Below are 25,660 nucleotides of genomic sequence, written 5' to 3'. Positions count from 1 at the left end.
GCGCCCCATGCCTGGACCCATGTATTTCTGCCGTTCTTCCGGCGTCATTGCGCTGAGCCGTTTCCACCACTCGGTGTGAAAGGCGTTCCAATCTTCCTGAGTGGCCTGCTGCAGGGTTCCGCGCGCCGCGCTCAGCTCATCGTTGGACATCTTGGAATAATCGACGGCCCAGGCGGCTCCGGCAACCATCATCAGACAGCAAACGGCAAACAGGGTTCGTTTCATTGTTTTCATGCGTACACCTCATTGGTTTGGGTTGTTCGACGATTCCCCGCGGGGAACCCATCCATATCCTTCGCTTCTTACATATCAACAACCATGCCAAGACAGCATATTCGAATGAGGTCGATAAATCGGTGCATTAGAAGAATCGGCGCGATCCAAGGGAAAGGATGATTCGACATCCTGCGGCCAAGGCTCGACGTAAATGTCGAACGGGAGGGAAGCAAACGCGAGGTCAGCGGGTCGGGAGGCGGCCGCGCCAGGGGCCCTTGCCCAGGGGATAGGAAAATTGTAGGCAATCCCGGCCGACAGCGACCCGCAGCCCCTGGCTGAGGTGCAGTTCGCTGCCGTTGCGGCCGGATCTGGCCGCCGCAAGCACGGCGACAATCTGCTCGTACTGGGCGGCTGCGCCCAGGGTCCACAGCAATTTTTCAATCAGGCGGCGCTGCAGGGCCGGATGCAGGCGGCAAAAGGCGGCGCGCCCCAGGCGGCAAACCAGGTGGGCGGGGTCTTCCGGATGCTGCAGGGCAACCACTTCGGCCCATCGCTCGTCGAGCAAGCGCTCCAGCAGATCCTCATCTTCACCGAGATTGGCGGCCGTCTTAAGCAGAGCCCGACGGACGCCCGGGTCGTAGTGTTCCTCCAACAGCGGCAGGAGATGGCGGCGGACGCGGTTGCGGAGAAATCGGGCGTCGTCGTTGCTGGAATCAAAACAATAGCCAACCCCCAGGTCGCCCAGGTAGGCGAGCAACTCCGCCTTGCGGACCCCAAGCAGCGGCCGGATCAGATCGCCCGCTTGCAGCCGCATCCCGGAAAGGGCCTTGCGGCCGCCGCCGCGCAACAGCCGCAGCAGCACCTCTTCCGCCTGATCGTCGGCGGTGTGGGCCACGGCCAGCAGATCGGTCGCCCATTCCTGCGCCAACCCGGCAAAGGTCTGATAGCGCAATTCACGGGCCGCATGTTCCAGTGAGCGTTTGCGCGCGGCAGCGGTAGCGTGCACATCCACCGCCGCGCGGACGCAATCAACCCCCAACCGATCCGCCGCCGCCTGCACGCAGGCCCACTCCGCCGGAGTTTCCGACGGCCGCAGGCCATGGTCGACATAGGCGGCAACCAGGGTCAAAGAAAACTCGCTCCGCAGCGCCGCCAGGATATGGAGCAGGGCCATGGAATCGGCCCCGCCGGACACCCCGACCAGCACCCGGCGGCCCCGGACCGGCAGCGACTCGTCCAGCAGGGTGCGGCGGATTGTATGCTCAAGGGGATGCAGCACGGTGTGTTCCTTGTCCGGTCCTTGAATCAAAAATGAAAATGCTCTATGCTGGGCTGGGGAAAATTGAGGAAATTTCGCAACAAGGAGTGAAACGGCAATGGATCGAGCGGCATATCTGCATCTGATGAAACAGCATCTCCAAACCGCCTATCTGCTCAGCGAGGAGAAGACCGAGACGATGATTCCGGTCTTCGTCAACACCCTGCGCTCCCACATGGACCGGCTGGCCGAACTGGCGGCCGACGGCGACATGGAACAGCTCAGCCGCGCCAGCCACGCGGTCAAGGGCGCCCTGCTCAACATCGGCCTGAGCGAGCTGGCGGAAACCGCCCAGACCATTGAACAGCAGTGCAAGAGCGGCAACAGCCCCCTCGACTTTCAGGCCATGATCACTGATCTGCAGTACACGGTGTCGCTGTTCTGTGAGGACTGACGACGCCGCGACGACCGTCATTACGGCGCCGCGTGCGCTTACTTCTTGCGCCCGCTCCGTTCGCGGAACAGCAGGCGAACCGGCACCCGATCCAAGCCCAAACCGTCGCGGAAGCAATTGGTCAGGTAGCGTTGATAGGAAAAATGAATGGCCTTGGGAGCGCTGGACACCACCGCAAACAGCGGTGGCGCAGTGCCCAACTGAGCGGTGTAGAAAAATTTCAGGCGGCGTCCGTGGTGGTAGGGCGGCTCGTGTTTGGCCACCGCGTCGGCCAGCAACCGGTTGAGGGCGGCGGTGGGGAAACGCTGGTGGAACTGGCGGTGCACCTTGCCGATCTCCGGAAAAAGCCGTTTGACGCCGGTCCCGGTCAGGGCCGAAACCTTGAGCACCGGAGCAAAGGGGATGAATTTGACCGCCTCCTCGACCTCTTCCAGCAACTTTTCCTGCCGCTTTTTATCGTCTTTGATCAGATCCCATTTGTTAATTAAAATCATCAAAGCCCGCCCCTGATCCTGGGTGTAGCCAATCACCTTGGTGTCCTGCTCGGTGATTCCCTCCTCGGCGTCGATCAGCACCAGGGCGATGTCGCAGCGGCCCAGGGCCTTCAAGGCCTTGAGGATGGAGAATTTCTCCAGCTTGTCGGTGGTCTTGCCCTTGCGGCGGATGCCGGCGGTGTCGATCAGCAGGTAGGTGTACTGGTCGCGGCTGACCAGGGTGTCGACTGAATCGCGGGTGGTGCCGGCGATTTCGGAGACCACCATCCGCTCCTGACCGATGATGGTGTTGACCATCGACGACTTGCCCACGTTGGGCCGGCCGAGGAAGGCGATCCGCATGGTGTTTTCCGGCAGCTCAATCTGGAGATCGCTCTGCTGCAGGCACGGCAGCAAGCTGTCCATCAGGGTTTTGAAGCCAAAACCGTGATCGCCGGAAAGCGCCCACAGCTCGTCCACCCCGAGTTCCCAGAAGGGAGAGAGCAGCGCGTCTTCCACGTCCGGGCTGTCGATCTTGTTGACGATGAAAAACACCTTTTTCTCGGTGCGGCGTAGCAGGTCGACAATCTCAATGTCGCTGGGGGTCAACCCCTCGCGGCCGTCCATGAGGAAAAAAATGATGTCCGCCTCCTCAATGGCCAGCAAGGCCTGATGGCGGATGTGGTTGGTGATGGTGTCGTCCTCGTCGTCGATGCCGCCGGTGTCCACCAGCATAAAGGGATGTTCTTCCCAGCTGACGCGGGCGTAGTGGCGGTCGCGGGTGACGCCCGGAGTCGGGTCGACCAGGGCGTCGCGGCGCTTGACCATGCGGTTGAACAGGGTGGATTTACCCACGTTGGGGCGGCCGATGAGGGCCACCAGGGTTGCGTTTTCCATGGTCATGATCGTTTTTCAAGCTCCTGGCGGCATTGGTCGGTTAAATGGTTGAGGGCAGCATACCCGGCGGCCTCGGGTTTGGCAAGAAGCGCGCCGAGCGAGGCCAGGGCGGGCCGAAGAAACTGCGCAAAAAAAGGCTTTTGTCGCATTTGGCTCAGAAAAGCGAAGGCGCCTAAAACCTGCAGGTTGCGTTGCAGGGCCAGGAAGACGTATTCGCGGCGAAACTGGTCGGAATCGTAGGGGATTTCCCGGTGCAGAGCGTCCAGATACACGGCCTGCAAATGGTTCTGCATGGCCTGCGGCAGAGCCACATAAGGGTCAAGCAGCAACGAGGCCAGGTCATAGGCCAGGGGCCCGAGGCGACCGCCCTGGAAATCGATGAACCGCACCCCCTGCGCGTCCACCATGATGTTGCGGCTCTGGAAATCGCGGTGGAGAAAAAAATCGGCCGGGGCCTGGGCGGCGGCTTCGGCCAGCTGCGCGCATTCGGCCTCCACGGCTTCGCGGTCAAAATCAAGGTCGAGCAAATCAACGCAGCAGGCGCGAAGGAAGTAGCCCGACTCCCGCTCCCGCATCAACTGGCAATCGTAACGGGGCGTGTCCCAGCACCAGCCAGGGTCAAACCCCTTGGCGGCCCGCACCTGCATCCGGGCCAGGCCACGCACGGCCTGTTCGTACAGCGGAAGACACCTCTCAATCCCCTGCTCAGCCGCCTGCTCGTAGAGGCGTTGGTTGCCCAGATCCTCACACAGCGCCAGCCCGGTGGCCGGATCAAAGGCGAACATCTCCGGGGCCGGAGCGCCGGACTTGCGCAGATGCGTGCCGATGCGGTAAAAGGCGACGGCCTCGGCCTGACCGCGCGGGTCCTGCTCCGGCGGCAGAATGGCGATCACGGTCTGCTGGCCCGGTCCCCGCAGCTGGCAAAAGCGGCGGGAAGAGCCGTCTGGAACCAGGGCCTGGGTCTGCACGGTCGACTCGTTCCAGGATGCGGCGGATTTGCCGAGCAGTAGCCCGGAAAGGGTGATGAGCTGGCCACCGTTCATGGCCGTGACTCCCGGCTCTGGCACGATGCGGCGTCGATCTCGGCATTGCCGGTGACAATCGCGTCGACAAAAACGCAGCCGTCGGCGACCTCCGCCCCGTCCCAGACCACGCTGCGACAGAGACGCGCGCCGTCGCCGATCACCGCGCCTGCGCCGATGCAGCCCCAATCCTCCAAAACCACGTTCGATCCGATCCGGGCGGCGGGGTCAATCACCCAGCCTCCCTCCTGGCCAAGCAGCTCGCGGTGGAGGTCGAGATAATCCGCCGGCGTGCCGATGTCCCGCCAGGGCAGGCCGTCCACCCGGCAGTAGCCGATCCGCCCCTCTGCGGCCAGTTCCCGGTAAAGATCAATGATGTGATGGAACCTGCCCGCCGGTATCCGCTCGATCACCTCCGGGTCGACCACGTGGATGCCGGTGAAGGCCAGCTGCTCGCCGGCCGCGCCCGCATCGACGCCGAAGCCGCGCACCCGGTCGCCGACAACGCCGACGTTGTTGAAGCGTGGATAATCGTGTAGGACCAGGGTGACGTCGTTTTTTGAGCCCAGATGACGGTGATACACCTGTTCCAGGTCGATTCCATGGTAGAGGTCGCCGTTCATCACCAGCACCGGATCGTTGTCCATGCGGTCCAGGGCCTTGCGCAGGCTGCCGCCGGTGCCGAGAATCTCGGGCTCGACCTGCACCAGCGCCTCGGGCCAGAGGGCGAGCGCCGCCTCGATCTGCTCGGCCAGATGATGGGCGTTGACCACCACCGGCCGGCAGTCGCAGGCCCGCAGCTGCTCCAGCAATCGATGCAGCAGGGGCTGATTGCGTACAGGAAACAGCGGCTTGGGCCGAATGGCGGAATACGGCCGCAAACGGGTTCCGTACCCGGCGGCAAGAAGGATGGCTTGCATGTCAGCGCGTCTGGCGATTGAGCTTGAATTGATCTTGACTTGAACCGGAAACTGCTCTACAAATCATTTTTTCCGGCCGATTGAATATTACAATCTCAGCATTCACGGGCAAGCGCGGGGACACGGAAGATCAACCGTTGAGCGCCGGCACGCCTGACCTTGTACAGTTTCTCTTCTTTCCTTGCAAGCCTCTGAGCAGAAAAAACCATGATTACTCTTCTTGATTACGGCGCCGGCAATGTCCGCTCGGTTGTGAACGCCATTGAACGCCTGGGCGAAACCGTGACGCTGGTCAACAGCGGCGCGGACATTGACCGCGCTGAACGTCTGGTGTTCCCCGGAGTCGGCAACTTTGGCGCCCTGATGCGCACCCTGCGCGAAAAGCAGCTGCGCGAACCGCTTGTTCGCTACCTCCACTCGGGCAAGCCTTTTTTCGGCATCTGCGTCGCCCTGCAGGCGCTGTTTGAGTCCAGCGAAGAAGCGCCCGAGGAACCGGGCCTGGGCATCCTGCCCGGCCGGGTGCAGCGTTTCACCACCGAGCTTGCCATCCCCCACATTGGCTGGAACGGGCTGAAAGCGCGTCAGGCTTCGCCGCTGTTCAACGGGCTGCAGGGCAACGAAAAATTCTATTTTGTCCACTCCTACCATGTCGCCCCGACCACCACCGACGACATCCTGACCACCACCGATTACGGCTACGAGTTCGTCAGCTCCATCCAGCGGGGCAACATGATCGCCACCCAATTCCATCCGGAAAAGAGCGGTCGCGCCGGGCTCAAGCTGCTGGAGAATTTCCTTGCCGCCGACCGCGAGGCCGTGCGGCCCGCCGCCTGTCCGCAGACCACAGTGCTGGCCAAGCGGGTCATCGCCTGTCTGGACGTGCGCGCCAACGACCGGGGCGACTTGGTGGTCACCAAGGGCGACCAGTACGACGTCCGCGAAGAAGGGGCCGTCCGCAACCTGGGCAAGCCGGTGGAACTGGCGCGCGACTACTACGAGCAGGGCGCCGACGAGATCACCTTTCTCAACATCACCGCCTTCCGCGACTTCCCGCTCCAGGACATGCCCATGCTCGAAGTCCTGCAGCAGACGTCGAAAAACGTCTTTGTCCCCCTGACCATCGGCGGCGGCATCCGCGACTTCACCGACCGAAACGGCCGTTTTTACAGCGCGCTTGAGGTGGCCTCGCAGTATTTCCGCTCCGGCGCGGACAAGGTGTCCATCGGTTCGGACGCTGTGCTGATCGTCGAAGAGGTGATCAAAACCGGCAAAGCCACTGGCCTGAGTTCCATCGAGCAGATCGCCCGGGTCTACGGCAACCAGGCGGTGGTGATCTCCATTGATCCGCGCAGGGTGTACGTCTCCGGTCCCGACGCGGCGCCCCACAAAGTGATCGAAACCGCTTTTCCCGGACCCAACGGCGAGCGCTATTGCTGGTATCAATGCACCATCAAGGGCGGCCGCGAAGGCCGCGAGGTCGACGCCGTCACCCTGGCCCAGGTATGCGAGCAGTTGGGGGCAGGAGAAATCCTGCTGAACTGCATCGACCGCGACGGCACCAACTCCGGCTTTGACCTGGAATTGATCAACGCGGTCAAATCCGCAGTCACCATCCCGGTGATTGCATCCAGCGGCGCCGGCTGCGCCGAACATTTCCGCGAGGTCTTCACCCGAACCAAGGCCGAGGCGGCCCTGGCCGCCGGCATCTTCCACCGCAAAGAGGTTCCGATTGGCGAGGTGAAAGACTTCCTGCGTCCGACCATCGAAATCCGGCCCGCCTAAGCCTTTGCTGCGGAGCCGTTTATTGGTAGAAAAACGGCTCCGCGCGTTGAGTCACATCCGCTTATTCCATTTACAAGAGAAACTGCCGCCTCTTTTGCCTCGGGCCTGACCGTATCTTTTCTTTGCGATTGGTCGATCTGCCTCTATAATACAGCAAGATCGGATTCAAGGTGACCGGGGGACAATCTCCCGTCACTGCAGACAAGGGAATGTCATGCCTTCTTCTCCCCCCAAAAGACCATTGCCAATCGTTGCGCCCCAACCGCCTTTCAAACGGCTATTGCGGGCGGTGCAGCGGCATTGGGCCAACTCCGCCGGCGCACTTTTTTCCCGTTCCGTCCCGGCGTCCGCCGACAGCGAGCCGAGCCATCCAGCTGCAAAAAGCAGGGACAAACGGCGCCAGCCCCGCATTCAACTTGCCAACACCTCCGTGCACGTCACCGACGGATGTCTTTTTGCCACCGCCCAGATTGACAACATCTCACCCAGCGGCATCTGTCTGTGCAAACTGCCGGAACAGCTGTATCGCAGCCAAGTGCCCTTAACCGTCTTCTCCAACGACAACCCCGCCATCCCGGTGCTGCACATCGAGCCGCGCTGGGAAACCACCGAATGGGCCGGCAAAACCATCGGCGCCGCGATCCTCAACACCTCGGATGCGTGGCGGCTTTTTTTCGTCCGCGCCGCCGGCCAACTGGAAGCCTGAACGTCGGGCAAAGCCTTCTCTTGCGCCGTCGCTGTTCCAACTCAACGTTTGATTTTTTTCTTATCTGTAAAGCGATGCACCAGCCACCACAACCAATGGGGAGCGTGGAGGCCTGCCGCCTCGTCCCGCTGTTGTCAGCGGGGCGACGGAAGAGGTGCTTTGATCGGTGGGGAAAAAGAGATGCGGCCTCTTGGTTTGTCGGACAAACCAAGCGCGATGCTCAGAGGAGGGGAAAGCAGGAAATAAGCCAGTTACGGCAAGGTCTCGCCCTGCGTGACTTCGTCTTGCACGATGTCATCCAGCACAAACTCGTCGCCTTCTTGAGCGTTTCTATCTTTATTGATTTTCCGCTCTTTTTTGGCGTCTTTCTTTTTTTGTTTTTCCAGTTCCTTGATCCGTTTTTCCTGTTTGTAATTCGTGCGTTTGACCAAAACACTCCCCCGTTGACAGCTGTGGTTGACAGGCAATGCCAAAACAATGAACCCCGCACAAGGCGGGGTTCTCTATAACAACAGATTTACTTATCGAATTTTAACGACATTGGCGGCTGCCGGGCCTTTGGCGCCATCTACCACATTGAAGCTGACGCGTTCACCTTCCTGGAGTGATTTGAAGCCGTCAGCCTGGATTGCGGAATGATGTACAAAAACATCCTTGCCGCCATCCTGAGCGATAAAACCAAAACCCTTAGAATCATTAAACCATTTTACAGTTCCTTCAGCCATTGTCACTACTCCTCTTTCGTTGTGCGCGGGGCGCACGGTTTGGTGGTTGGCCCCGCCTTGGGACCATGGGTACTCCACTGAATCATCCTTGGGATCATTCAGCAAATTGTGCGTCAATCGTCATTTAGAGCGGCCGGCAAGGCCAAACACCTGAGACGATGCTGCAGTACGGTTGCTCCGGGACGAACGGGGCGTTGACGTCCCCTTGGGTCCCTTGTTGCTGCGGGGAGCGCCGGCCGGTCGTTCACGCCTGACCTCCGAACGCTCGCCTGTCGGCGCATTGCGGACAACAGGCAGATCAGCAACGGTTTGCCGACGCATCCTGTTGTTCAACGAATTTTCAATGAGACGAATCATCCGAATGTCTTCATTGGTGGCAAAAGTCAGAGCCTCGCCGGTGCAGGCAGCCCTGCCGGTGCGACCGGTCCGGTGGATATAAGCCTCGGCGGTGTCGGGCATGTCGTAGTTGACTACATGCGATATGCCGGTGACGTCAATGCCGCGGGCGGCAATGTCGGTGGCGACCAGGATGGTGTACGCGCCGCTTTTAAAGCCGTCCAGGGCCTGCTGCCGTTTGCTCTGCGACAGGTTGCCCTGCAGCGAGGTGGCCTTGAACCCTGATTGCGCCAGTCGCTGGGCCAAATTTTTAGCCTTGTACTTGGTGCGAGTGAACACCAGGGTGGTGGCCATTTCCTCATCCTTGAGCAGGTGCAAAAGCAAATCCGTCTTTTGTCCCTGATCAATCGAATAGAGACGATGAGAGATGCTGTCCACCGACCGGGTGAGGTTAATCTGCACGGTCACCGGATTTTTGAGAATGTCCTCGGCAAGATGCCTGATTTCGCCGGGCATGGTTGCCGAAAACACCAGCGATTGCCGCTCTTTGGGCAACTGGCGCAAAATGCGGCGGATGTCGGGGAGAAACCCCTTGTCAAACATGTGGTCGGCCTCGTCAAGAATCAGCGTCTCAACCTGACTCAGATTGATTGCCTTGTCGTTGAGGAGATCCAGCAGCCGGCCCGGACAGGCCACCACGATATCGACGCCGTTGCGAATCTTTGCGACCTGTCCCTGCTTGCCGACCCCGCCGTACACCGCGACGGTGCGCAGCGGCGTATTGCGAATGATCTGCAGGGTGAAGGCGTTAATTTGTTCGGCCAGTTCTCTGGTCGGGGCAATGATCAGAGCCCTGACCTGCTTGCCGGAGGTTTGCATGAGATGCTGCACGGTCGGCAGGATAAATGCGGCGGTCTTGCCGGTGCCGGTTTGCGCTAGGCCGAGCAGATCGCGCCGCTCAAGGACCGAAGGAATGGCCTGCTGCTGTATAGGGGTGGGCGCGGTGAAACCGCACTGTTGAATTGCTTGGGTGATGTGATCGTTGAAATGGAAATCGTTAAAACTCATTCATGCTCCTGCAATCAAGGACAGGGTCGCCAAACGCGGTTTAAGGCGCAGGATTGCCGCACGCGGCGGCAGGCAACAGACGGGTCGGATAATTGCGAAAATTTGGGGTGTGAATCTGCCGACAGCGGCAGAAAACAGACGGAGGGGATACGGCAGACAAGCGACAAGCAGCGACTCGATGGATTCGAACAGATTTGTTGGATGCTTGAGAGGCACGTAACTGATAAAAAAATTGTGCGGGTTGATGCGTTATCGACGCCTCTGGCCTTTTTTGGCCGGCGGCTTGGCTTCATTACAGACAAGCGTTCGATGGTTGTATTCCTTGCCGTTCAGCCCGTCCATCACTTTGTGACCTTCGGACCGGCTGGACATCTCGACAAATCCAAAGCCCTTGGACTGCCCGGTGAACTGATCGACAATGAGCTTAGCGCTGACCACATCACCAAAGGGGCTACAGAGTGCGGACAGCTCGGGTTCGGTTATATTATAAGGCAAACTACCGATGAAAAGTTTCATGCTCATCCTTCCACAAAGGGGGCTGCAAGCAAAAACTTTTCAGGTATCGAAGGATACGAAATTGATAGCGTTGGATATCAAAAAAGAAAATGCTAAATGTTGTAAGGCTTCTTACTTTAACCGATCCCAAGCGCCATTGCAAGCGAATAATTCTCATCTGAGAAAAAGACGCCGACAACCAAGCCAAAAATCCCCGCCAAGCGCTGGCCCCACCTTAGGTATTCCCATTCATGGGCAACAATGCTATAGTTGCCGACTTTACTTTTCGGCGGATGCAGGGATTCGGGTCAGGGCGGCGCACCACAGCGCGACCAACGCCCCTGCCCTTCCTTTCAATTCGCCCCCAGTTTGTGCACCGATTTTCTCTGACCACGCAGGCGCCATGGACGAAAAATTAAATATTCCGCAGGTGCGGGAACGTATTGACCAGATCGACGACACCATCCTCGAATTGCTGAAGGAGCGCCTTGGTTGCGCCAAGACCATCGGCCAACTCAAGAGCGAGACCAACCGCGCCAAATGGGACCCGCAGCGCGAACTGGAGATCTACCAACGGCTGCGGCAATACAACAACGACGTCTTTCCGTACAAGGCGTTGCGCTCGATCTTCCACGAGATCATCACCACCTGTCGGTTGTCGCAACGCAAGGCAACCGTCGCCTATCTCGGTCCTGAGGCGACCTTTTCCCATCTTGCCGGGGTCAAATATTTCGGCCAGACCGCCGAATATCTGCCCATGGAGTCGATCGCCGAGGTCTTTGAGGAAGTGGAAAAAGAACGGGTGCAGTACGGCATCGTGCCGGTGGAGAACTCCATCGAAGGCGCGGTCACCTATTCGCTCGACGCCTTTATGAAGTACAAGGTCAAAATTAGCGGCGAGATCCAACTGGCCATCACCCACAACCTGGTCTGTCGCTCGGGCAACATCGAGGACATCCAGACCGTGGCCTCCCACTCCCAACCCCTGGCCCAGTGCCGCAACTGGCTGCGGAAAAACCTGCCTAAAATCCCCACCCTGGACGTTTTTTCCACCGGCACCGCCGCCCAGATGGCGGCCAACAACCCCAACATCGGCGCTATTGCCAGTTCGCTGGCCATCAACACCTACGGTTTGCAGGTGGTGGTGCCCGGCATTGAGGACTACCAGGGCAACACCACCCGTTTCCTGGTCATTGGCCGCAAGTCGCCCAAAAAGAGCGGCTGCGACAAAACCTCGATCCTGATCGGTTTGATCAACCGTCCCGGCGCGCTCAACGAGATTCTCACCATCCTCTCGGCCAAGAACATCGACCTGGCCAAGATCGAATCCCGGCCGACCAAGGACAAGCAATGGAAATACCTTTTCTTCCTTGACATGATCGGCCACATCGAAGATCCGGTAATCTACGAGGCCTGCAACATCCTCAAGCAAATCTGCGCCTACTACGAGGTGCTCGGCTCTTACCCCCGGGCCGACGACATCAACCTCAACGGCGACGCCGCTTGATCGATCATCGACAAGCGTAACCACTCAGCGGTAACGGTTTTTTCTTCCCATGTGCGCGCTTCTTAGTTGCCAGGGCCTGTCCAAGGCCTTTGGCGCCCAAACCCTGTTTTCCGACGTCACCCTGATGATCTGCGAAGGCGACAAGGTCGGCCTGATCGGACCCAACGGTTCGGGCAAGTCGACCCTGCTTAAAATCTTCTGCGGTCTTGCCCAGGCGGACAGCGGCACGGTCTACACCCAGAAACTGACGCGCACCAGCTACGTGGCCCAGGACGATCTGTTCAATGAAACGGCCAACTGCATCGACAACCTCTATGCGGCGATCAAGGGGTTGGACATCGACGAGGCCGAACAGTACAACCGGGTGCACGCCCTACTCAGCCGGGCCCAGTTCGCCGACCCCGAACAGCCGGTGCGCCTGCTCTCCGGCGGTTGGCGCAAACGGCTGGCCGTATGCCGCGCCCTGGTCACCCGGCCTGAAATCCTGATCATGGACGAGCCCACCAATCATCTGGACATTGAGGGCATCCTCTGGCTGGAGCGGTTGCTGGGGGCCAATTTGCCCGAGAGCCCGGCCGCCTTTCTCCTGGTCAGCCACGACCGCCGCTTTCTCGAAAACACGGTCAACCGGGTGATCGAACTGGCCCCGGTCTATCCCGAAGGCTCCTTCCAGGTACGCGGGACCTACGCCGATTTCCTCGAAAAAAAATCCGACTACCTCCTCCAGCGGCAAAACCTGGAAGAACGGTTGACCAACAAGATGCGGCGCGAGACCGAATGGCTGCGGCGCGGTCCCAAGGCCCGAAGCACCAAGGCCCGCTACCGGATCGAGGAGGCGGGGCGACTTCAGGAGGAGTTGGGCCAGGTGCGCACCAAAAACCGCTCGGCCGGCCAGGTGGGGATTGCCTTTGAGAGCACCCTGCGCAAGACCAAAAAATTGCTGACCGGTACGGGGTTGACCAAGGGGTTCGACGGTCCGCCGCTCTTCTCCGGCCTGGACCTCACCCTGACGCCGGGCATGCGCCTGGGCTTGCTGGGCCGCAACGGCAGCGGCAAATCGACCCTGATGCAAATCCTGGCGGCGGCCGCCGACGCCGACGGCCCGAAGCCTGACCAGGGAACCGTGGTCACCGCCGAAAACGTGCGCATCGTCAACTTTGACCAGCGCCGCGAGCAACTGGACACCGAAGTCACCCTGCGCCGCGCCCTGGCCCCGGACGGCGACAGCGTTATGTACCAGGGCCAGAGCCTGCACGTGGTCACCTGGGCCAAGCGGTTCCTGTTCCGCGCCGATCAGTTGGAAACCCCGGTCAACCGCCTTTCCGGCGGCGAACAGGCCCGCATCCTCATCGCCCGGCTGATGCGCCAGCCCGCAGACATCCTCCTGCTCGACGAACCCACCAACGACCTCGACATCCCTTCACTGGACGTGCTTGAGGAAAGCCTGTGCGAATTCCCCGGGGCACTGGTGCTGGTCACCCACGACCGGTTCCTGCTCGACCGGGTCTGCAACTTGGTGCTCGGCTTTGACGGCCAGGGGCAGACCGAATATTTCGCCGACCACGAGCAGTGGCTGGCCATGATGCAGGACCGGGACCGCAAAGAGGCGCCCAAGGCAGTCGCCGCCGCCAAGGAAAAGCCGGCGGTCAAGGCCAAACCCGGCAAGCTCTCCTATATGGATCAGCGCGAGTACGACCAGATGGAAGAGTTGATCCTCGCCGCCGAATCCCGCCTGGAAGAACTGGCCCAACTGATGAGCGCCCCCGAGGTGATGGCCAACTCAACCCAACTGCAGCAGTGCTGGCAGGAACAACAGGAGCTGCAGACCAAAACCGAACAGCTCTACGACCGCTGGGACGAGCTCGAACAGCGCCGGCTGGGCTGAACCCTCCCCCTCCGTCCTCCTCGAACGCGCAAATATTCTTTGTCGTTTCGGTCCATTTTGCCTTATACTCCCACCGAGGACAATTCCCCGTTCTCCTCTTCGCCTCCAACCACCCGGAAGTGAACGCCATCCCCGCAAGGAGTCCGTCATGCCCACGGCGCGCTATGGATACATTCTTCTTGGCCTGCTCTTTTTGCTCCATCTCTCCTCCTGCGGCCAGGAGCAAACAGCGCCGGTCTGCACCGATCCCTTGGGGTGTGTTGTTGTCGGCCCCGGAGAACCGATGCAACTTGGCGTGCTGCAGGCGCTTTCCGGCAAGGTGGCGCCGTTGGGCGTTGAACAGATCCGAGGATTGGAGCTGTCCCTAAAGGGCCGTCAACACACTGTGGCCGGCCATCCCGTCGCCCTCCAGACCGAGGATTGCGGCTGCACCAGCGAGGGCGGCGCCAACGCCGCGCTCAAGATCGTCGCCGATCCGCAGACCGTGGCCATCTTCGGCACCACCTGCTCCAACGCCGCCGCAACCGCCGCCCAGGTCATGTCGGACGCCGGCCTGACGATGATCTCCGGCAACAACAGCGCCCCCTTCCTCACCGCCATTGGCGGCAAACGCGCGCCCCACTGGCAACCCGGCTATTTCAGAACCGCCTCCAACGAAGAACACTCCGGGCCGGCCGCCGCCACCTACGCCTACACCAAACTGGGCGTCCGCAGGGCCGCGACCATTAACGACGGCGACATCTACACCAGGGGATTGACCGACGGTTTTGCCCGCACCTTTACCGCCTTGGGCGGCTCCGTGGCGCTCGACGCCTCCATCGACAAGGGGGACACCGAGATGCAACCGGTCCTGGCCGCCGTGGCCAATTCGCAGGCCGAACTCCTCTTTTTTCCGCTCTTCCAGCCCGAGGGCAATCATATCCTGTCGCAGGCGCGAAAGAACGAGCAGTTCGCCAACATCGTGCTGATGAGCGACGGGGCGCTGATCGAAAATTCGTTCATTGCCGCCATGGGCGACCTCGCCCGGGGAATGTACTTTGTCGGCCCGAGTCCCGCGACAACGCCCCGCAGCTTTGAGTTGGCGAAGGCCTACCTCGCGGCCTTCCAGAGTTTGCCCGCCACCAGTTACTACCAAAGCAGTTTTGACGCCGCCGAACTCCTGTTCCGAGCCATTGAGCAGACCGCAGTTCGCCTGGGCGACGGCGGGACGTTGATCGGCCGGGAAGCCCTGCGCCGTGCACTCTATGCCAGCGCCAACGTCGAGGGCGTCACCGGCGTCCTCAACTGCGATCAATTCGGCGATTGCGCGAATCCGGCGTTCAACGTGCTCCGCCTGACCATTCCAGAGGAAGGAGTGGAAGGATTGCAGAAAAACGTGCAATTCACCTATGCGCCCCTGCAACGGGGCGCAGCCTCCATCCCCGGAACGCCGCAGGCCCGGCAATGAAGCGGATGTTTCCCCAGCGGAGGCCCCTGGGCATCGCCGGCAAGCTCCGTCTGGGACTCGGCGCTTTGCTGGCCCTCCTGGTCCTGACCATGGCCGCCTGGCTCTTTTCCCTCCACCTGGCCAATCAGGCGAGGAAGACGATCAGCGCCAGCGGCGCGATTGAACGCACCGTGCTCAACATGGACCGGCTGCTGGAAAAGGCGCGCCGGCTGCACGGCGATTTCTTCCTCCAACAGAATCGGATCGGTCTTGCCGAGGCGCATGTCCAGTTCGCTCAGCCTTCGGTTCGCCTGATCGCCGAAGCTGTTGCCGCCAGCGCCGAATTGAAAAAATTGATTGCCCAATCCGATGTCGGCAAAAACCTTCGCCGCCATGACGTCGACCTCAACGTCTACCTTGCCTCGGCCAAACGCTTCGCCGACACCTCCCTGGAATCCATCGATCTGATCACCCGTCTTGCCGATCCAGAACGGGGATTGGAAGCGCAATTTTCTCAGTTGCTGGCCACGTTGCACTCCAAATCCGCCCCATTCGCCCCCTTCAACGCCCTGAGCATGGACGTTCTGCACCACTACCAGGAATATCGCACCACCCGCCAGCGGCACATCATGCAGTCGGCTTTCAATGCCCTGGCCAATCTGCACAACCAACTCGACGGCTCGCCAAAACTGCCTGCCCTGGAAGCGCAAAACATCCGCGAACTGGCCGCGCGGTTAAAAAGCACGGGCGAGGAAATCCTGGCCGTTGACCTGGCCATACGAAATAAATTTAATGATTTCAACCTGCAGTCCAGCGGCGCGCAACCCATTGCTCAAGCGCTGATCAGGCAGGCGGGGATCGAAGTGCGCACCGCCCAAGACAGAATTTTCCACTCGCTCCAGGCCGCCGCCCTGTTTCTGACGGTTTCCGCACTCCTTGCAATCGTCGTTGGCGTGCTGGTCAGCCGCTTCGTCTCCCGCGCCATCACCGAACGGATTGCGGCGCTCACCACCTGCGCCGCCCAGATCCAGCAGGGACGGCTCAGCGCCGCCGCCGCCGAATCGCCGGCTGACGAACTCGGCCAACTGGGCAGGACCTTCAACCTGATGAGCGGCCGCATCCAGGAACTGGTCGACAATCTGGAGCGGAAAATCGAACAGCGCACCGTGCAGCTGGGCGAGAGCGAACAGCGCTTCCGCTGCATCGCCAACGAGCTGCCCAATGTCGGCATCATCGGCTTTGACCGCGAGCGACGGGTCTTTTTCTGGAATCACGCCTGCGAACGCCTCTATGGCCGGGCCGGGGTTGAAGCGTTGGGCCAGCCCGTTGAAGACCTGGTTGCCGACAATTCCCGACGGGACGCGCTTGAGGGACAACTGCGGCAATGGATCGAAAACGGCGTCGCCCTTGCCGGCGGCGAGGCCCGGTTCAGAGGCGCGAACGGCGCGGAGGTCGCGGTGTTTGTCTCCTATTTTACGGTGACCAGCCCCCAGGGCCAGCAGGAGATGTACAGCCTGCACATCGACCTGACCGACCTGAAGGCGGCCGAGGAGGAAAGCGCGCTGCGCGAATCGATCTACCGCAGCCTGTTTGATCACACCAGCAGCGGTGTGGGCGTGTTGCGGGCGGTTGACGACGGCCGCGATTTCATCGTCAGCGACCTCAACCGGGCGGCGGAACGCATTGAGGGCCGTCCTCGCAGCGAACTCCTCGGCAGCAGTTTGGTTGCAAGCAGTCCCGGCGTCGCGCCCACCGGGTTGCTGGACAAGATGCGCCAGGTGTGGTTGACCGGCGAGCCGATCACGCTGCCGCCTGTCCTCTACCACCATGAGGATCGTCACCGCTGGAGCCAGGGCCATCTCTACAAAATTCCCACCGGCGAGGTGGTTTTTGTCTATGACGACATCACCCAACTCAAAGACGCCGAGCTGTCGCGGGCAACCATGGAAACCCAGCTGCAGCGAGCCCGCAAGATGGAGGCCATTGGCCTGTTGGCCGGCGGCGTGGCCCACGATCTCAACAACATCCTCTCCGGGATCGTCAGCTATCCGGATCTGATGCTGATGCAACTGCCGCCTGACAGCAAGCTGCGTAAGCCGGTGCTGGCCATTCAGGAATCGGGGCAACGGGCGGCGGCGGTGGTGGCCGACCTGCTGACGGTGGCTCGGGGCGTCAGCAGCGAGCGACGGACCTGCTCGCTCAGTCAGTTGGCCGGCGAATATCTGGCCTCGCCGGAACACGAGGCCCTGCTCGCCCGGCACCCCGGCGTCGCGGTTGCCACCGAGTTTGCGGCTGATCTCTGGCCCCTGTCCTGCTCGCCGGTCCATCTCAAAAAAAGCCTGATGAACCTCACCACCAACGCCACCGAAGCTATTGCCCACAGCGGACGAATCACCATCCGGACCCGCAACGAAACCTTGGAACCGGCAGAGGCCCGGCAGCTTAGCATTGAACCGGGATGCTATGTTGTGCTGGAAATCGCTGATTCGGGATCGGGCATTGCCCAGGCCGACATCGAGCACATCTTCGAGCCCTTTTACACCAAAAAAGTAATGGGCCGAAGCGGCACCGGCCTGGGGCTGGCCGTGGTCTGGAACACCATCCAGGATCACCATGGCGGCGTCACCGTGGCCAGCAGCGACCAGGGCACGGCGTTTACCCTCCGGTTCCCGGCGGCAGCGACCGAATCGCCGCTCCCGGCCGAAATTGAAACGGAAGAGGCGGTCCCCCGGGGTCACGGAGAAACCATCCTGATTGTCGACGACGAACCGCTGCAACGCGACGTCGCCGGCCAGATGCTCGAATCCTTGGGATACCAAACCATCGCAGTCGCTTCAGGCGAGGCGGCGGTCGAACACCTCCAGGAACATCGGGCGGATCTGGTGCTGCTAGACATGCTCATGGGCGTCGGCATCAACGGCCGCAAGACCTACGAGCGGATCATTCGCCTCCATCCCGGCCAGAAGGCCCTGATCGTCAGCGGTTTTTCCGAAAGCGACGAGGTGCAGGAGGCCCTGCGCCTGGGCGTCTCCGGATACCTGCAAAAACCCTATAGCCTGAAAGATCTAGGCAAGGCGGTTGCCGCCCTGCTGGCGTAAAAAACCGAGATTTCGCACCGTCTCCCGCAGCAAAAACACAAGGCCTGCTGCCTGCCCCAGCCGCCTTGCGGCCTCTGCCTCCTGTCCGCAAATCCCATTGACACCCCTGGCGATTTTCACTATACAAACGGCGGTGAGGCCTACCCGCGCCGAGAAGGCTTTCTACGCCGCTCGACGCACGCTCCTGGAGGACATCCAGGCAATCAAACACTCAAAAAGGAAGACGCCATGATCCGCAAAAGCCTGCTGCTCCTCGTCAGCGCCCTGTTCCTGATCGGCAGCCACGCCGTGGCGGCCACCAAGCTGACCAACGGCATTGACGCCAATTTCCCGCCCTTTGCCTTTGTCGACAAAACCGGCGCGCCCAGCGGCTTTGACGTCGAGGCCATGAACTGGATCGCCAAGGACATGGGGGTTGAGGTCAGCCATCAACCAATCGAATGGGACGGCATCATCACCAGCCTGGTCACCAAAAAGATCGACATTATCGCCTCGGGCATGAGCATCACCCCGGATCGCGCCAAACAGGTCAACTTTACCAACCCCTACTGGGTGATCAAACAGGTGATGGTGGTCAAAAAGGGCTCGCCCCTGACCGTGGAAAACGTCCTGAGCGGCAAAAAAATCCTTGGCGTTCAGCAGGGCACCTCCGAAGCCAAATGGCTCAAAGAGCAGGCAACCGCCAAGGGCTGGAACTTTGAGTTGCGCTACTACAACTCCTCGCCGCTGGCGGTGGAGGACGTGCTCAACGGCCGCATCGACGCCGCCGCCATGGACGACGCCCCGGCCAAGGACGCCGCCGCCAAGAAGGACGTGCAAGTGCTCGGCACCTTTGGCATGGACACCGAGGAATTCGGCTACGCAGTGCGCAAGGACGACCAAGCACTGCTCGACAAGGTCAACGCCAGCCTCAAAAAACTGATGGCCTCCCCGGACTGGCAAGCGCTGATCAAGAAATACGAGCTGGAGAAGTAACCGCCCGATCACTGCTCGGCGGGCGGGGTTCTTAACTCCGCCCGCCTTTTTTCTGTCAGGAAACAGCCTGCCTGCTTCCTGCGCCGCCCTCCACCCAGACGCCCACGGCCCCCACTAGGGCCGCGAGCCTTGCCTTTTTCAACTCCGCGACATGCCGACAAGCCTGACCGTTATTGCCGACTCCCTGCCCTATCTGCTGCTGGGAACCATCAACACCGCCGGGATCGTGGTCGCGGCCATGCTGCTGGGTTTGCTGCTCGGCGTTTGCATCGCGGTCGGTTTGGTGTACGGCGGCCGACCGGTCCGGCTGCTGCTGAGTTGCTATGTCTGGTTCTTTCGCGGCGTGCCGGTGCTGGTGTTGCTTTTTCTGTTCTACTTCGGCCTGTTCACCTACCTGGGCCTGCCTTTCAACGCCTTCTTTTCGGTGGCCCTGGTGCTGGGCATGACCACCGGGGCCTATCAGGCCAACATCTTCAAGGGCGCGATCCTGTCGCTGCCGCGCGGTCAGTTCAAGGCGGCCAGCGCCCTGGGGATGAGCGAACTCCAGACCATCCGCTCAATCATCCTGCCGCAGGCGCTGCGCGTTTCGATTCCAGCCTGGTCGAACGAGTACTCGATCATCCTCAAGGATTCGGCCCTGGCCTTTGTCATCGGCGCGCCGGAGATCATGGCCCGCACCCAGTTTGTGGCCTCGCGCACCTATCAGCATCTGCCGCTCTACATCACCGCCGGCCTGCTCTATTTCTTCCTTACCTGGCTGGGCGTCGCGGCGCTGCGCGCACTGGAGCGCCGCCTCCGCATCCCCGGCTACACCCACGGCATCCAATGATCACAGACACCACCCCGATCCTCCGGGTCGACAACATCAGCAAATGCTTCGGCGAGACCTGCATCCTCAAAGGCGTCAGCCTGAGCCTGCGCAAGGGGGAAATCAAGGTGCTGATTGGCCCCTCGGGCGGCGGCAAATCGACCCTGCTGCAGTGCATCAACTGTCTGGTGCGCCCGGACGCCGGCGAAATTCATCTCGGCGAGGAGCGGATCGATCTCGCCAGCAAGGCCGATCTCTGCCGGCTGCGTCAGCAGGTGGGGATGATCTTTCAGGATTTCAACCTCTTTGACCACCTCAGCGCCCAGGACAACATTACCATTGCCCTGCGCAAGGTGAAAAAGTTAGGCAAACGCGAGGCTGCGGAGCGCGCCCGACTGGAGTTGGAACAGGTGGGACTGGGCGACAAGGCCGAGCTCTACCCGGCCCAGTTGTCCGGCGGCCAGAAACAGCGGGTGGCCATTGCCCGGGCCCTGGCCATGGATCCCAAGGCCCTGTTGCTCGACGAACCGACCTCAGCGCTCGATCCGGAATTGATCGGCGAGGTGATCGCGGTGATCCGCGCCCTGGCCGCCAAGGGCATGACCATGATCATGGCCACCCACCAGATCAGCCTGATCTCCACCCTGGCCGATGAAATTTTGTTCATGGAAAACGGCGTTATCGTCGAGCAGGGCTCGCCGGCCCAATTGCTGACCTCGGGCAACCCCAGCAAGAGCCAGGGTTTCTGCGACCGACTCAACGATCTGGCCGACGGCGGTTGTTGATGTTGACGCTCTCCCCTTTTTACCAGGAACTGCTGGCGGCCCTCAACCAGGGCCTGCTCATGAGCCTGGCCTTGATTATCCCCTCGGCCCTGGGCGGAGTGTTGATCGGCATCAGCGCCGGGGCGCTGCGGGTGTTTGGCGACCGCTGGGTACGCCTCCTGGGCGACGGCTACGCGGCGCTCTTTCGCGGCACGCCGCTGGTGGTGCAGTTGTTCGTGCTCTATTTCGGCCTGCCCAACGTCGGCGTCTATCTCAGCCCCTACGCGGCCGCAGTCACCGGTTTCATGCTCTGCAGCGGCGCCTACCAGTCGGAATACGTGCGCGGGGCGCTGCTGTCGATCAAACGCGGCCAGTATTTCGGGGCCCAGGCCCTGGGCTTCACCCCCTGGCAGACCGTGCGCTGCATCATCGTGCCCCAGGCGGTGCGGCGGGCCATCCACGGCTGCGGCAACGAGATCGTCTATCTCATCAAATATTCGTCCCTGGCCTATGTGGTCACCTGCATGGAGCTGACCGGCGAAGGCAAGACCATTGCCACCGAATACTTCCGTTTTACCGAGGTTTTTGCCATCATCGGCCTCTACTACCTGGCCCTGGTGAGCCTGGCGATTTTCTTCCTCAAAAAAATCGAGCAACGCCTCTACATTCCAGGTTTCGGTCATCAGTAACTGACTGCATTTCCCCACACACCCTCTTTTCAGTTTTTCTTTCCATGTTTCCCTACAACCCGCTTACCGACGAAATCATTGCCCTGCTCCAGCGCCGTCTCAGCCCTGGGGCCGTTGTCGCCGATCCCGCCGGGCTCAAAGCCTGCGCCGTCGACGCCTCGACCCTGTCCCACCGGCCCGAGCTGGTGGTGCGCGCCCAAACCGTTGACGACGTGCAAACGACACTCAAGATGGCCAACCAGTATAACTTTCCGGTAACCCCGCGCGGCGGCGGTTCAGGGCTTGCCGGCGGTTGCCTGCCCCATCTGGGCGGGGTGGTGTTGTCCACCCGCGAGCTCTGTGCCGTTCGCGCCATTGACGCCGCCAACTTCACCATGGAGGTCGAGGCCGGAGCGATCAGCAGCCAGGTGCGCGAGGCCGCAGCCGCCCACAACCTCTTCTATCCGCCCGATCCGGCCGGCATGGACCTGAGCACCATCGGCGGCAACGCCGCCACCGACGCCGGCGGCCCGGCCTGCGTCAAGTACGGCACCACCCGCGACTACATCCTCGGCCTGGAAGCGGTCCTGCCCGACGGAACCCTGATCAACACCGGGGTCCGCACCCGCAAGGGCGTGGTCGGCTACGATCTGACCAACCTGCTGGTCGGCTGCGAGGGGACGCTGGCGGTGATCACCGCCCTGACCTTGAAGCTCATCCCCCGGCCGCCGGCCACGGTCGGCGCGCTCTGCGCCTTTGCCTCCATGGGCGCGGCCATGCGTGCCGTGGCCCGGATCATGGCTGAAGGCCACCTGCCCAGCGCCATCGAATTTCTCGACCACCGCTGCCTGGCCCTGGTCGGCGAGTTGCTGCCTTTTGAGTTGCCGACAGGCAAGCCCTCGCTGCTGTTGATGGAACTCGACGGCCCGGCCGAGCAGATCGCGCCCGAGATGGAGACCGTGATTTCCCTGGCAACCAACGAAGGCGCAATCCACGTTCTTAGAGCGCCGAACGAGCAGGATCGGCAACGGATCTGGGAGGTGCGCCGCCAGGTGAGCCTGCGCATCCACGACCACGCCGTGCTCTACATCCCCGAGGACGTGGCCGTGCCGCTCAGCGCCATTGCCCGGCTGGTCGACGCCCTGCCCGACTTTGAAGCCCGCTACGCAATCGAAATCTTTGCCTTTGGTCACGCCGGCGACGGCAACATCCACCTCAACATCACCACCCAGTATCTGGCGCGGCAACCGCGCGCCGAGCAAGGGGTCAAGGCCCTGCTGGAGATGGTGCTGGAACTGGGCGGAACCATCAGCGGCGAGCACGGCATCGGACTGGCCAAAAAGGAATTTCTGCCCCTGGAGCTTTCCCCGGCCAGCATCCGCCTGCAGCAGGGAATCAAACAGCTCTTCGATCCCAACCTGATTCTCAATCCCGGCAAGATCTTCCCATGAACGACGCCAATTTCCCGCCAATCAGCCGCCGGGTCCAGGCCATTGCGGTCTCCGCCACCAAGGCCATGGCCCAGGAGGCGGCCCGGATCGGCGGCTGCGTCAGCCTTGGCCAGGGCGTGCCCTCTTTTGCGACCCAGCCTGCAGTGGTTGACGAGGTCATCCGCACCCTGCGCAACCACCCGGCCAGCGGCAAATACACCCTGCAGACCGGGTTGCCGGAACTGCGCCGCCGCATTGCCCGCGCCCTGCGCGAAGAAAGGGGAGTGGAGATCGACCCGGAAAGCGAGATCTGCCTCACCGTCGGCGCCATGGAGGGGTTGCTGGCCACCCTGCTGACCCTGGTGGACCAGGGCGACGAGGTGATCCTGCCCTCGCCGACCTACGCCTCCTACATCGAGCAGATTCATCTGGCCGGCGGCGTGCCGGTGTATGCGCCGCTGACAGCCGACTGGGGCCTGGACCTGGAGGCGGTGCGCCGCGCCGTCACCCCGAAAACCCGGGCGCTGATGCTGTGCAACCCCGGCAATCCCACCGGCAACGTCTTTACCAACGCCGAGGTTCTGGCCCTCTGCGATCTGGCCATGGAACGGAATTTTGTGGTGGTGGTCGACGAAACCTACGATTATCTCGTCTACGACGGCCGAACGCCGCTGTCGCCGCTTGCTCTGCCGCAGTGCCGCAACCATGTGGTCTGCGTCTCGTCGCTGTCCAAGAAATATGCGCTCACCGGCTGGCGGATCGGTTGGGTGACGGCGGCGCAGGGGTTGATGGCCCAGATCATGAAAGTCCACGACGCGGCCACCATCTGCGCGCCCACGCCCTCGCAGCACGCGGCCCTGGCGGCCCTGGACGCTGATCCGGCCTGGCTGGCCGAGTGCCGGCGCCAGTTGCGCAGGCGGCGCGAGCTCTGCTGCCGACGCCTGGATGATTTGCGGGATTTTTTTTCGTATGTCGATCCCAGGGGGGCTTTTTACGTCATGGCCCGCTATCTGTTCTCGGATGCGCCGTCACACCAGGTGGCGACCCAGTTGTTGCACGGAGCCGGGGTGATAGCCATTCCGGGCGGCTGCTACGGATTGGGAGGCGAGGGGCATCTCCGCCTCTCCTTTGGCGGCGAGGAGGCGGAGATCAACGAGGCCTTTGATCGCATTGCGGGGTGGTTGCAGGCGGGGAAAAAACGATAGAAGGACTGAGCCGCCGATGCGGGAAAGATGGCCTGGGTGGTCGGAGTTGGTGAGAATAATCGAGGGTTACCCCCGAATACAGGGGAATGATCGCAAATAAATCCGTCCCCATTTTACGTCCGCCGTATTTTTCTTTTAACTTTCCATATATCGTTTCCTATGATCGCAATATGTGGAGTATTTTCAATAAAAAACAATACGCGGAAATCTTGCCCCCACAAGGAATGATATGGCGGAAAAAATTCCACTTATTGAACTGTTATGCATCGAAATAAATGAATACGAAGCTGCCCGAAATCCCTGATTTCACCACACATGAACTTATAAGTTCGTATCATGATGGCATCCAGGATGCTGTAAATTTTATAGAGAAACGGATTATTCCAACATTACAGGGACAAATCAATCTTTCAAAACAAGAAGAGGCTACCATTGGTGTCTTTTATCGCATTCACTTTCTAGCGAATTCACTTTTACGCCTAAATAAAAAACTGGATTTTAACGCAGTAGCAATTATATCCCGTACAGTATTTGAGCTATTACTCGACATAAAACTCCTTTCATCACCCAACATACAACAAATCCAGATAGATCAATTCCATGCATTTCCAGAAATAGATCGTTACAAAAAAGCTAAAAGAATTGTAGATCTTCAAATTAAGCATCCGGAGTTAATACATAATTCTTTACTTGACTCAGCAAGACGCAAAAGTTTTGTTGAATACACAGGTAGACATGAATCGATTGAGAAAAAAGTAAAATCTCTTTGGGGAATGACTAAAAAAGGAAAAGTCAATTGGCCTGACAACTGGACAGGTCTATCTATAAAAGAACGCGCAGAAAAATTTGGGCCGTTGTACGAACAGGAATATTTGGAAATTTATTCGTTCCTCAGCTCATACACACATGGAGGAAGCGCAGCTTATTCCAACCTTTCAGAAGAAACACTTGAAAGCATTTATGGTGTTTCTCTCGAATATGCCAGAAAAATGTATATTGAATCATTAATAATGTGCTCTCAACAATTTAAACTAACGAAAGGGATAGAATCTTTTTCCCAAATTCTAGATTTCCTCAAAGAGGCTCCCCAACATATTTTAGTTGATACAAGGTTGGGATGAGGAACGAACCCCAACATTGTGTCATGGGACCGAAGAGATGCAATGCGATACCGGCCCGTGAGGGTTGATGACGGCGCCTATTTTTTCACCGTGAATATTGCGGAACGGCGCCAGTCCGGCTGGCAGATTACATTGACGTGCTCCATAAGGTTGTCGGCATCACGAAAAACAGGCAGAGTTATTTCCACATTCTCCGTCTCAACCCAAATCCATTTCGAACTTTCTCTTCTATCAACCAACCATAGCCTCCCTGCGGGAGCAGCATTCTTTTCTTTGCGTGCCCAAAGAAAAAGAATCAAAAGAAAGGGCAGCCCGGCCGCTGAGACTACCCCGGTCGCCGAGCCGCGAAACCGGCGGGGCAAAAACTCGCTGCGCTCAAACAGTTTGCCCCTTCATCCGGTTCCGCACCCCACCGCCCGGC

24 protein-coding genes are annotated in these 25,660 nt (G+C 60.3%); 15 read left to right on the top strand and 9 right to left on the bottom strand.

Annotated elements, in window-relative coordinates:
* Both RCH93_RS04315 and tilS read right to left on the bottom strand, forming a co-directional pair.
* On the bottom strand, positions 1–234 hold a 234-nt coding region (locus RCH93_RS04315; protein ID WP_306547089.1), incomplete at its 3' end, for a DUF1104 domain-containing protein.
* A 223-nt stretch (positions 235–457) separates the two neighbouring features.
* Entirely contained in the window at positions 458–1,495 is a 1,038-nt protein-coding gene (gene tilS, locus RCH93_RS04310; protein ID WP_306547088.1) for a tRNA lysidine(34) synthetase TilS, read from the bottom strand.
* A gap of 97 nt (positions 1,496–1,592) precedes the next feature.
* Here tilS and RCH93_RS04305 point away from each other — a divergent pair, with 97 nt between their 5' ends.
* The gene (locus RCH93_RS04305; RefSeq protein ID WP_306547087.1) at positions 1,593–1,928 is read left to right on the top strand and encodes an Hpt domain-containing protein; all 336 of its coding nucleotides are present in this window, start codon (positions 1,593–1,595) and stop codon (positions 1,926–1,928) included.
* A gap of 38 nt (positions 1,929–1,966) precedes the next feature.
* On the opposite strand, the gene der is transcribed toward RCH93_RS04305, so the two are convergent.
* Genes der through RCH93_RS04290 form a run of 3 tightly spaced genes read right to left on the bottom strand, consistent with a single transcriptional unit; the run spans position 1,967 to position 5,240 of the window.
* Positions 1,967–3,304, bottom strand: a complete 1,338-nt coding sequence (der, locus tag RCH93_RS04300) for a ribosome biogenesis GTPase Der (protein WP_306547086.1) — start codon at positions 3,302–3,304, stop codon at positions 1,967–1,969.
* On the bottom strand, positions 3,301–4,341 hold the full coding sequence (locus RCH93_RS04295; RefSeq protein WP_306547085.1) for an aminoglycoside phosphotransferase family protein: 1,041 nt from the start codon (positions 4,339–4,341) through the stop codon (positions 3,301–3,303). The genes der and RCH93_RS04295 overlap by 4 nt, the downstream gene beginning before the upstream one ends.
* Positions 4,338–5,240 (bottom strand): NDP-sugar synthase, encoded by a 903-nt coding sequence (locus RCH93_RS04290; protein WP_306547084.1) that lies wholly within the window; start codon positions 5,238–5,240, stop codon positions 4,338–4,340. The genes RCH93_RS04295 and RCH93_RS04290 overlap by 4 nt, the downstream gene beginning before the upstream one ends.
* A gap of 207 nt (positions 5,241–5,447) precedes the next feature.
* Between RCH93_RS04290 and hisF the strand changes: the two genes are divergently transcribed.
* Together hisF and RCH93_RS04280 are read left to right on the top strand one after the other, a co-directional pair.
* Positions 5,448–7,022, top strand: coding sequence for an imidazole glycerol phosphate synthase subunit HisF (gene hisF, locus RCH93_RS04285; protein ID WP_306547083.1), 1,575 nt, complete (start codon positions 5,448–5,450; stop codon positions 7,020–7,022).
* 214 nt (positions 7,023–7,236) lie between these two features.
* The gene (locus RCH93_RS04280) at positions 7,237–7,728 is read left to right on the top strand and encodes a hypothetical protein (RefSeq protein ID WP_306547082.1); all 492 of its coding nucleotides are present in this window, start codon (positions 7,237–7,239) and stop codon (positions 7,726–7,728) included.
* A 251-nt stretch (positions 7,729–7,979) separates the two neighbouring features.
* On the opposite strand, the gene RCH93_RS04275 is transcribed toward RCH93_RS04280, so the two are convergent.
* From RCH93_RS04275 to RCH93_RS04260, 4 genes are all read right to left on the bottom strand, one after another.
* Positions 7,980–8,159 (bottom strand): hypothetical protein, encoded by a 180-nt coding sequence (locus RCH93_RS04275; protein WP_306547081.1) that lies wholly within the window; start codon positions 8,157–8,159, stop codon positions 7,980–7,982.
* A 90-nt stretch (positions 8,160–8,249) separates the two neighbouring features.
* Entirely contained in the window at positions 8,250–8,453 is a 204-nt protein-coding gene (locus tag RCH93_RS04270) for a cold-shock protein (protein ID WP_306547080.1), read from the bottom strand.
* 120 nt (positions 8,454–8,573) lie between these two features.
* Positions 8,574–9,857, bottom strand: coding sequence for a DEAD/DEAH box helicase (locus RCH93_RS04265; protein WP_306547079.1), 1,284 nt, complete (start codon positions 9,855–9,857; stop codon positions 8,574–8,576).
* A 249-nt stretch (positions 9,858–10,106) separates the two neighbouring features.
* A complete protein-coding gene (locus RCH93_RS04260; protein ID WP_306547078.1) occupies positions 10,107–10,373 on the bottom strand; it encodes an RNA-binding protein in 267 nt (88 codons plus the stop codon).
* 382 nt (positions 10,374–10,755) lie between these two features.
* On the opposite strand from RCH93_RS04260, the gene pheA reads away from it, so the two are divergent.
* The 12 genes from pheA to RCH93_RS04200 form a co-directional block, all read left to right on the top strand.
* Entirely contained in the window at positions 10,756–11,859 is a 1,104-nt protein-coding gene (pheA, locus tag RCH93_RS04255; RefSeq protein ID WP_306547077.1) for a prephenate dehydratase, read from the top strand.
* 49 nt (positions 11,860–11,908) lie between these two features.
* Positions 11,909–13,744: an ABC-F family ATP-binding cassette domain-containing protein gene (locus RCH93_RS04250; protein WP_306547076.1), complete on the top strand. Its 1,836-nt coding sequence runs from the start codon at positions 11,909–11,911 to the stop codon at positions 13,742–13,744.
* A gap of 148 nt (positions 13,745–13,892) precedes the next feature.
* Complete coding sequence (locus RCH93_RS04245; protein ID WP_306547075.1) at positions 13,893–15,191, top strand: branched-chain amino acid ABC transporter substrate-binding protein; 1,299 nt, start codon at positions 13,893–13,895, stop codon at positions 15,189–15,191.
* Positions 15,188–18,268, top strand: a complete 3,081-nt coding sequence (locus RCH93_RS04240) for a PAS domain-containing sensor histidine kinase (protein WP_306547074.1) — start codon at positions 15,188–15,190, stop codon at positions 18,266–18,268. Before RCH93_RS04245 ends, RCH93_RS04240 begins: the two co-directional genes overlap by 4 nt.
* A 228-nt stretch (positions 18,269–18,496) precedes the next feature.
* On the top strand, positions 18,497–19,243 hold the full coding sequence (locus RCH93_RS04235) for an ABC transporter substrate-binding protein (RefSeq protein ID WP_306547073.1): 747 nt from the start codon (positions 18,497–18,499) through the stop codon (positions 19,241–19,243).
* A 151-nt stretch (positions 19,244–19,394) separates the two neighbouring features.
* Positions 19,395–20,072 (top strand): amino acid ABC transporter permease, encoded by a 678-nt coding sequence (locus RCH93_RS04230; protein WP_306547072.1) that lies wholly within the window; start codon positions 19,395–19,397, stop codon positions 20,070–20,072.
* Positions 20,069–20,836 carry an amino acid ABC transporter ATP-binding protein gene (locus RCH93_RS04225; RefSeq protein ID WP_306547071.1) on the top strand — a complete coding sequence of 256 codons (768 nt, stop codon included), beginning with the start codon at positions 20,069–20,071 and terminating at the stop codon, positions 20,834–20,836. The genes RCH93_RS04230 and RCH93_RS04225 overlap by 4 nt, the downstream gene beginning before the upstream one ends.
* Positions 20,836–21,504, top strand: coding sequence for an amino acid ABC transporter permease (locus RCH93_RS04220; protein WP_306547070.1), 669 nt, complete (start codon positions 20,836–20,838; stop codon positions 21,502–21,504). Before RCH93_RS04225 ends, RCH93_RS04220 begins: the two co-directional genes overlap by 1 nt.
* A gap of 44 nt (positions 21,505–21,548) precedes the next feature.
* A complete protein-coding gene (locus tag RCH93_RS04215) occupies positions 21,549–22,934 on the top strand; it encodes an FAD-binding oxidoreductase (protein ID WP_306547069.1) in 1,386 nt (461 codons plus the stop codon).
* Complete coding sequence (locus tag RCH93_RS04210) at positions 22,931–24,118, top strand: pyridoxal phosphate-dependent aminotransferase (protein ID WP_306547068.1); 1,188 nt, start codon at positions 22,931–22,933, stop codon at positions 24,116–24,118. Before RCH93_RS04215 ends, RCH93_RS04210 begins: the two co-directional genes overlap by 4 nt.
* Before the next feature lie 275 nt (positions 24,119–24,393).
* On the top strand, positions 24,394–25,239 hold the full coding sequence (locus RCH93_RS04205) for a DUF5677 domain-containing protein (RefSeq protein WP_306547067.1): 846 nt from the start codon (positions 24,394–24,396) through the stop codon (positions 25,237–25,239).
* A gap of 42 nt (positions 25,240–25,281) precedes the next feature.
* Positions 25,282–25,660, top strand: a 379-nt coding sequence (locus tag RCH93_RS04200; RefSeq protein ID WP_306547066.1) for a hypothetical protein, incomplete at its 3' end; no start/stop codon positions are given.

Origin of the sequence: Desulfobulbus sp. (assembly GCF_030824455.1) — a bacterium.
GTDB lineage: Bacteria > Desulfobacterota > Desulfobulbia > Desulfobulbales > Desulfobulbaceae > Desulfobulbus.
The sequence above is the reverse complement of the archived record's forward strand: the minus strand, read 5'-3'. Positions and strand labels throughout refer to the sequence as shown.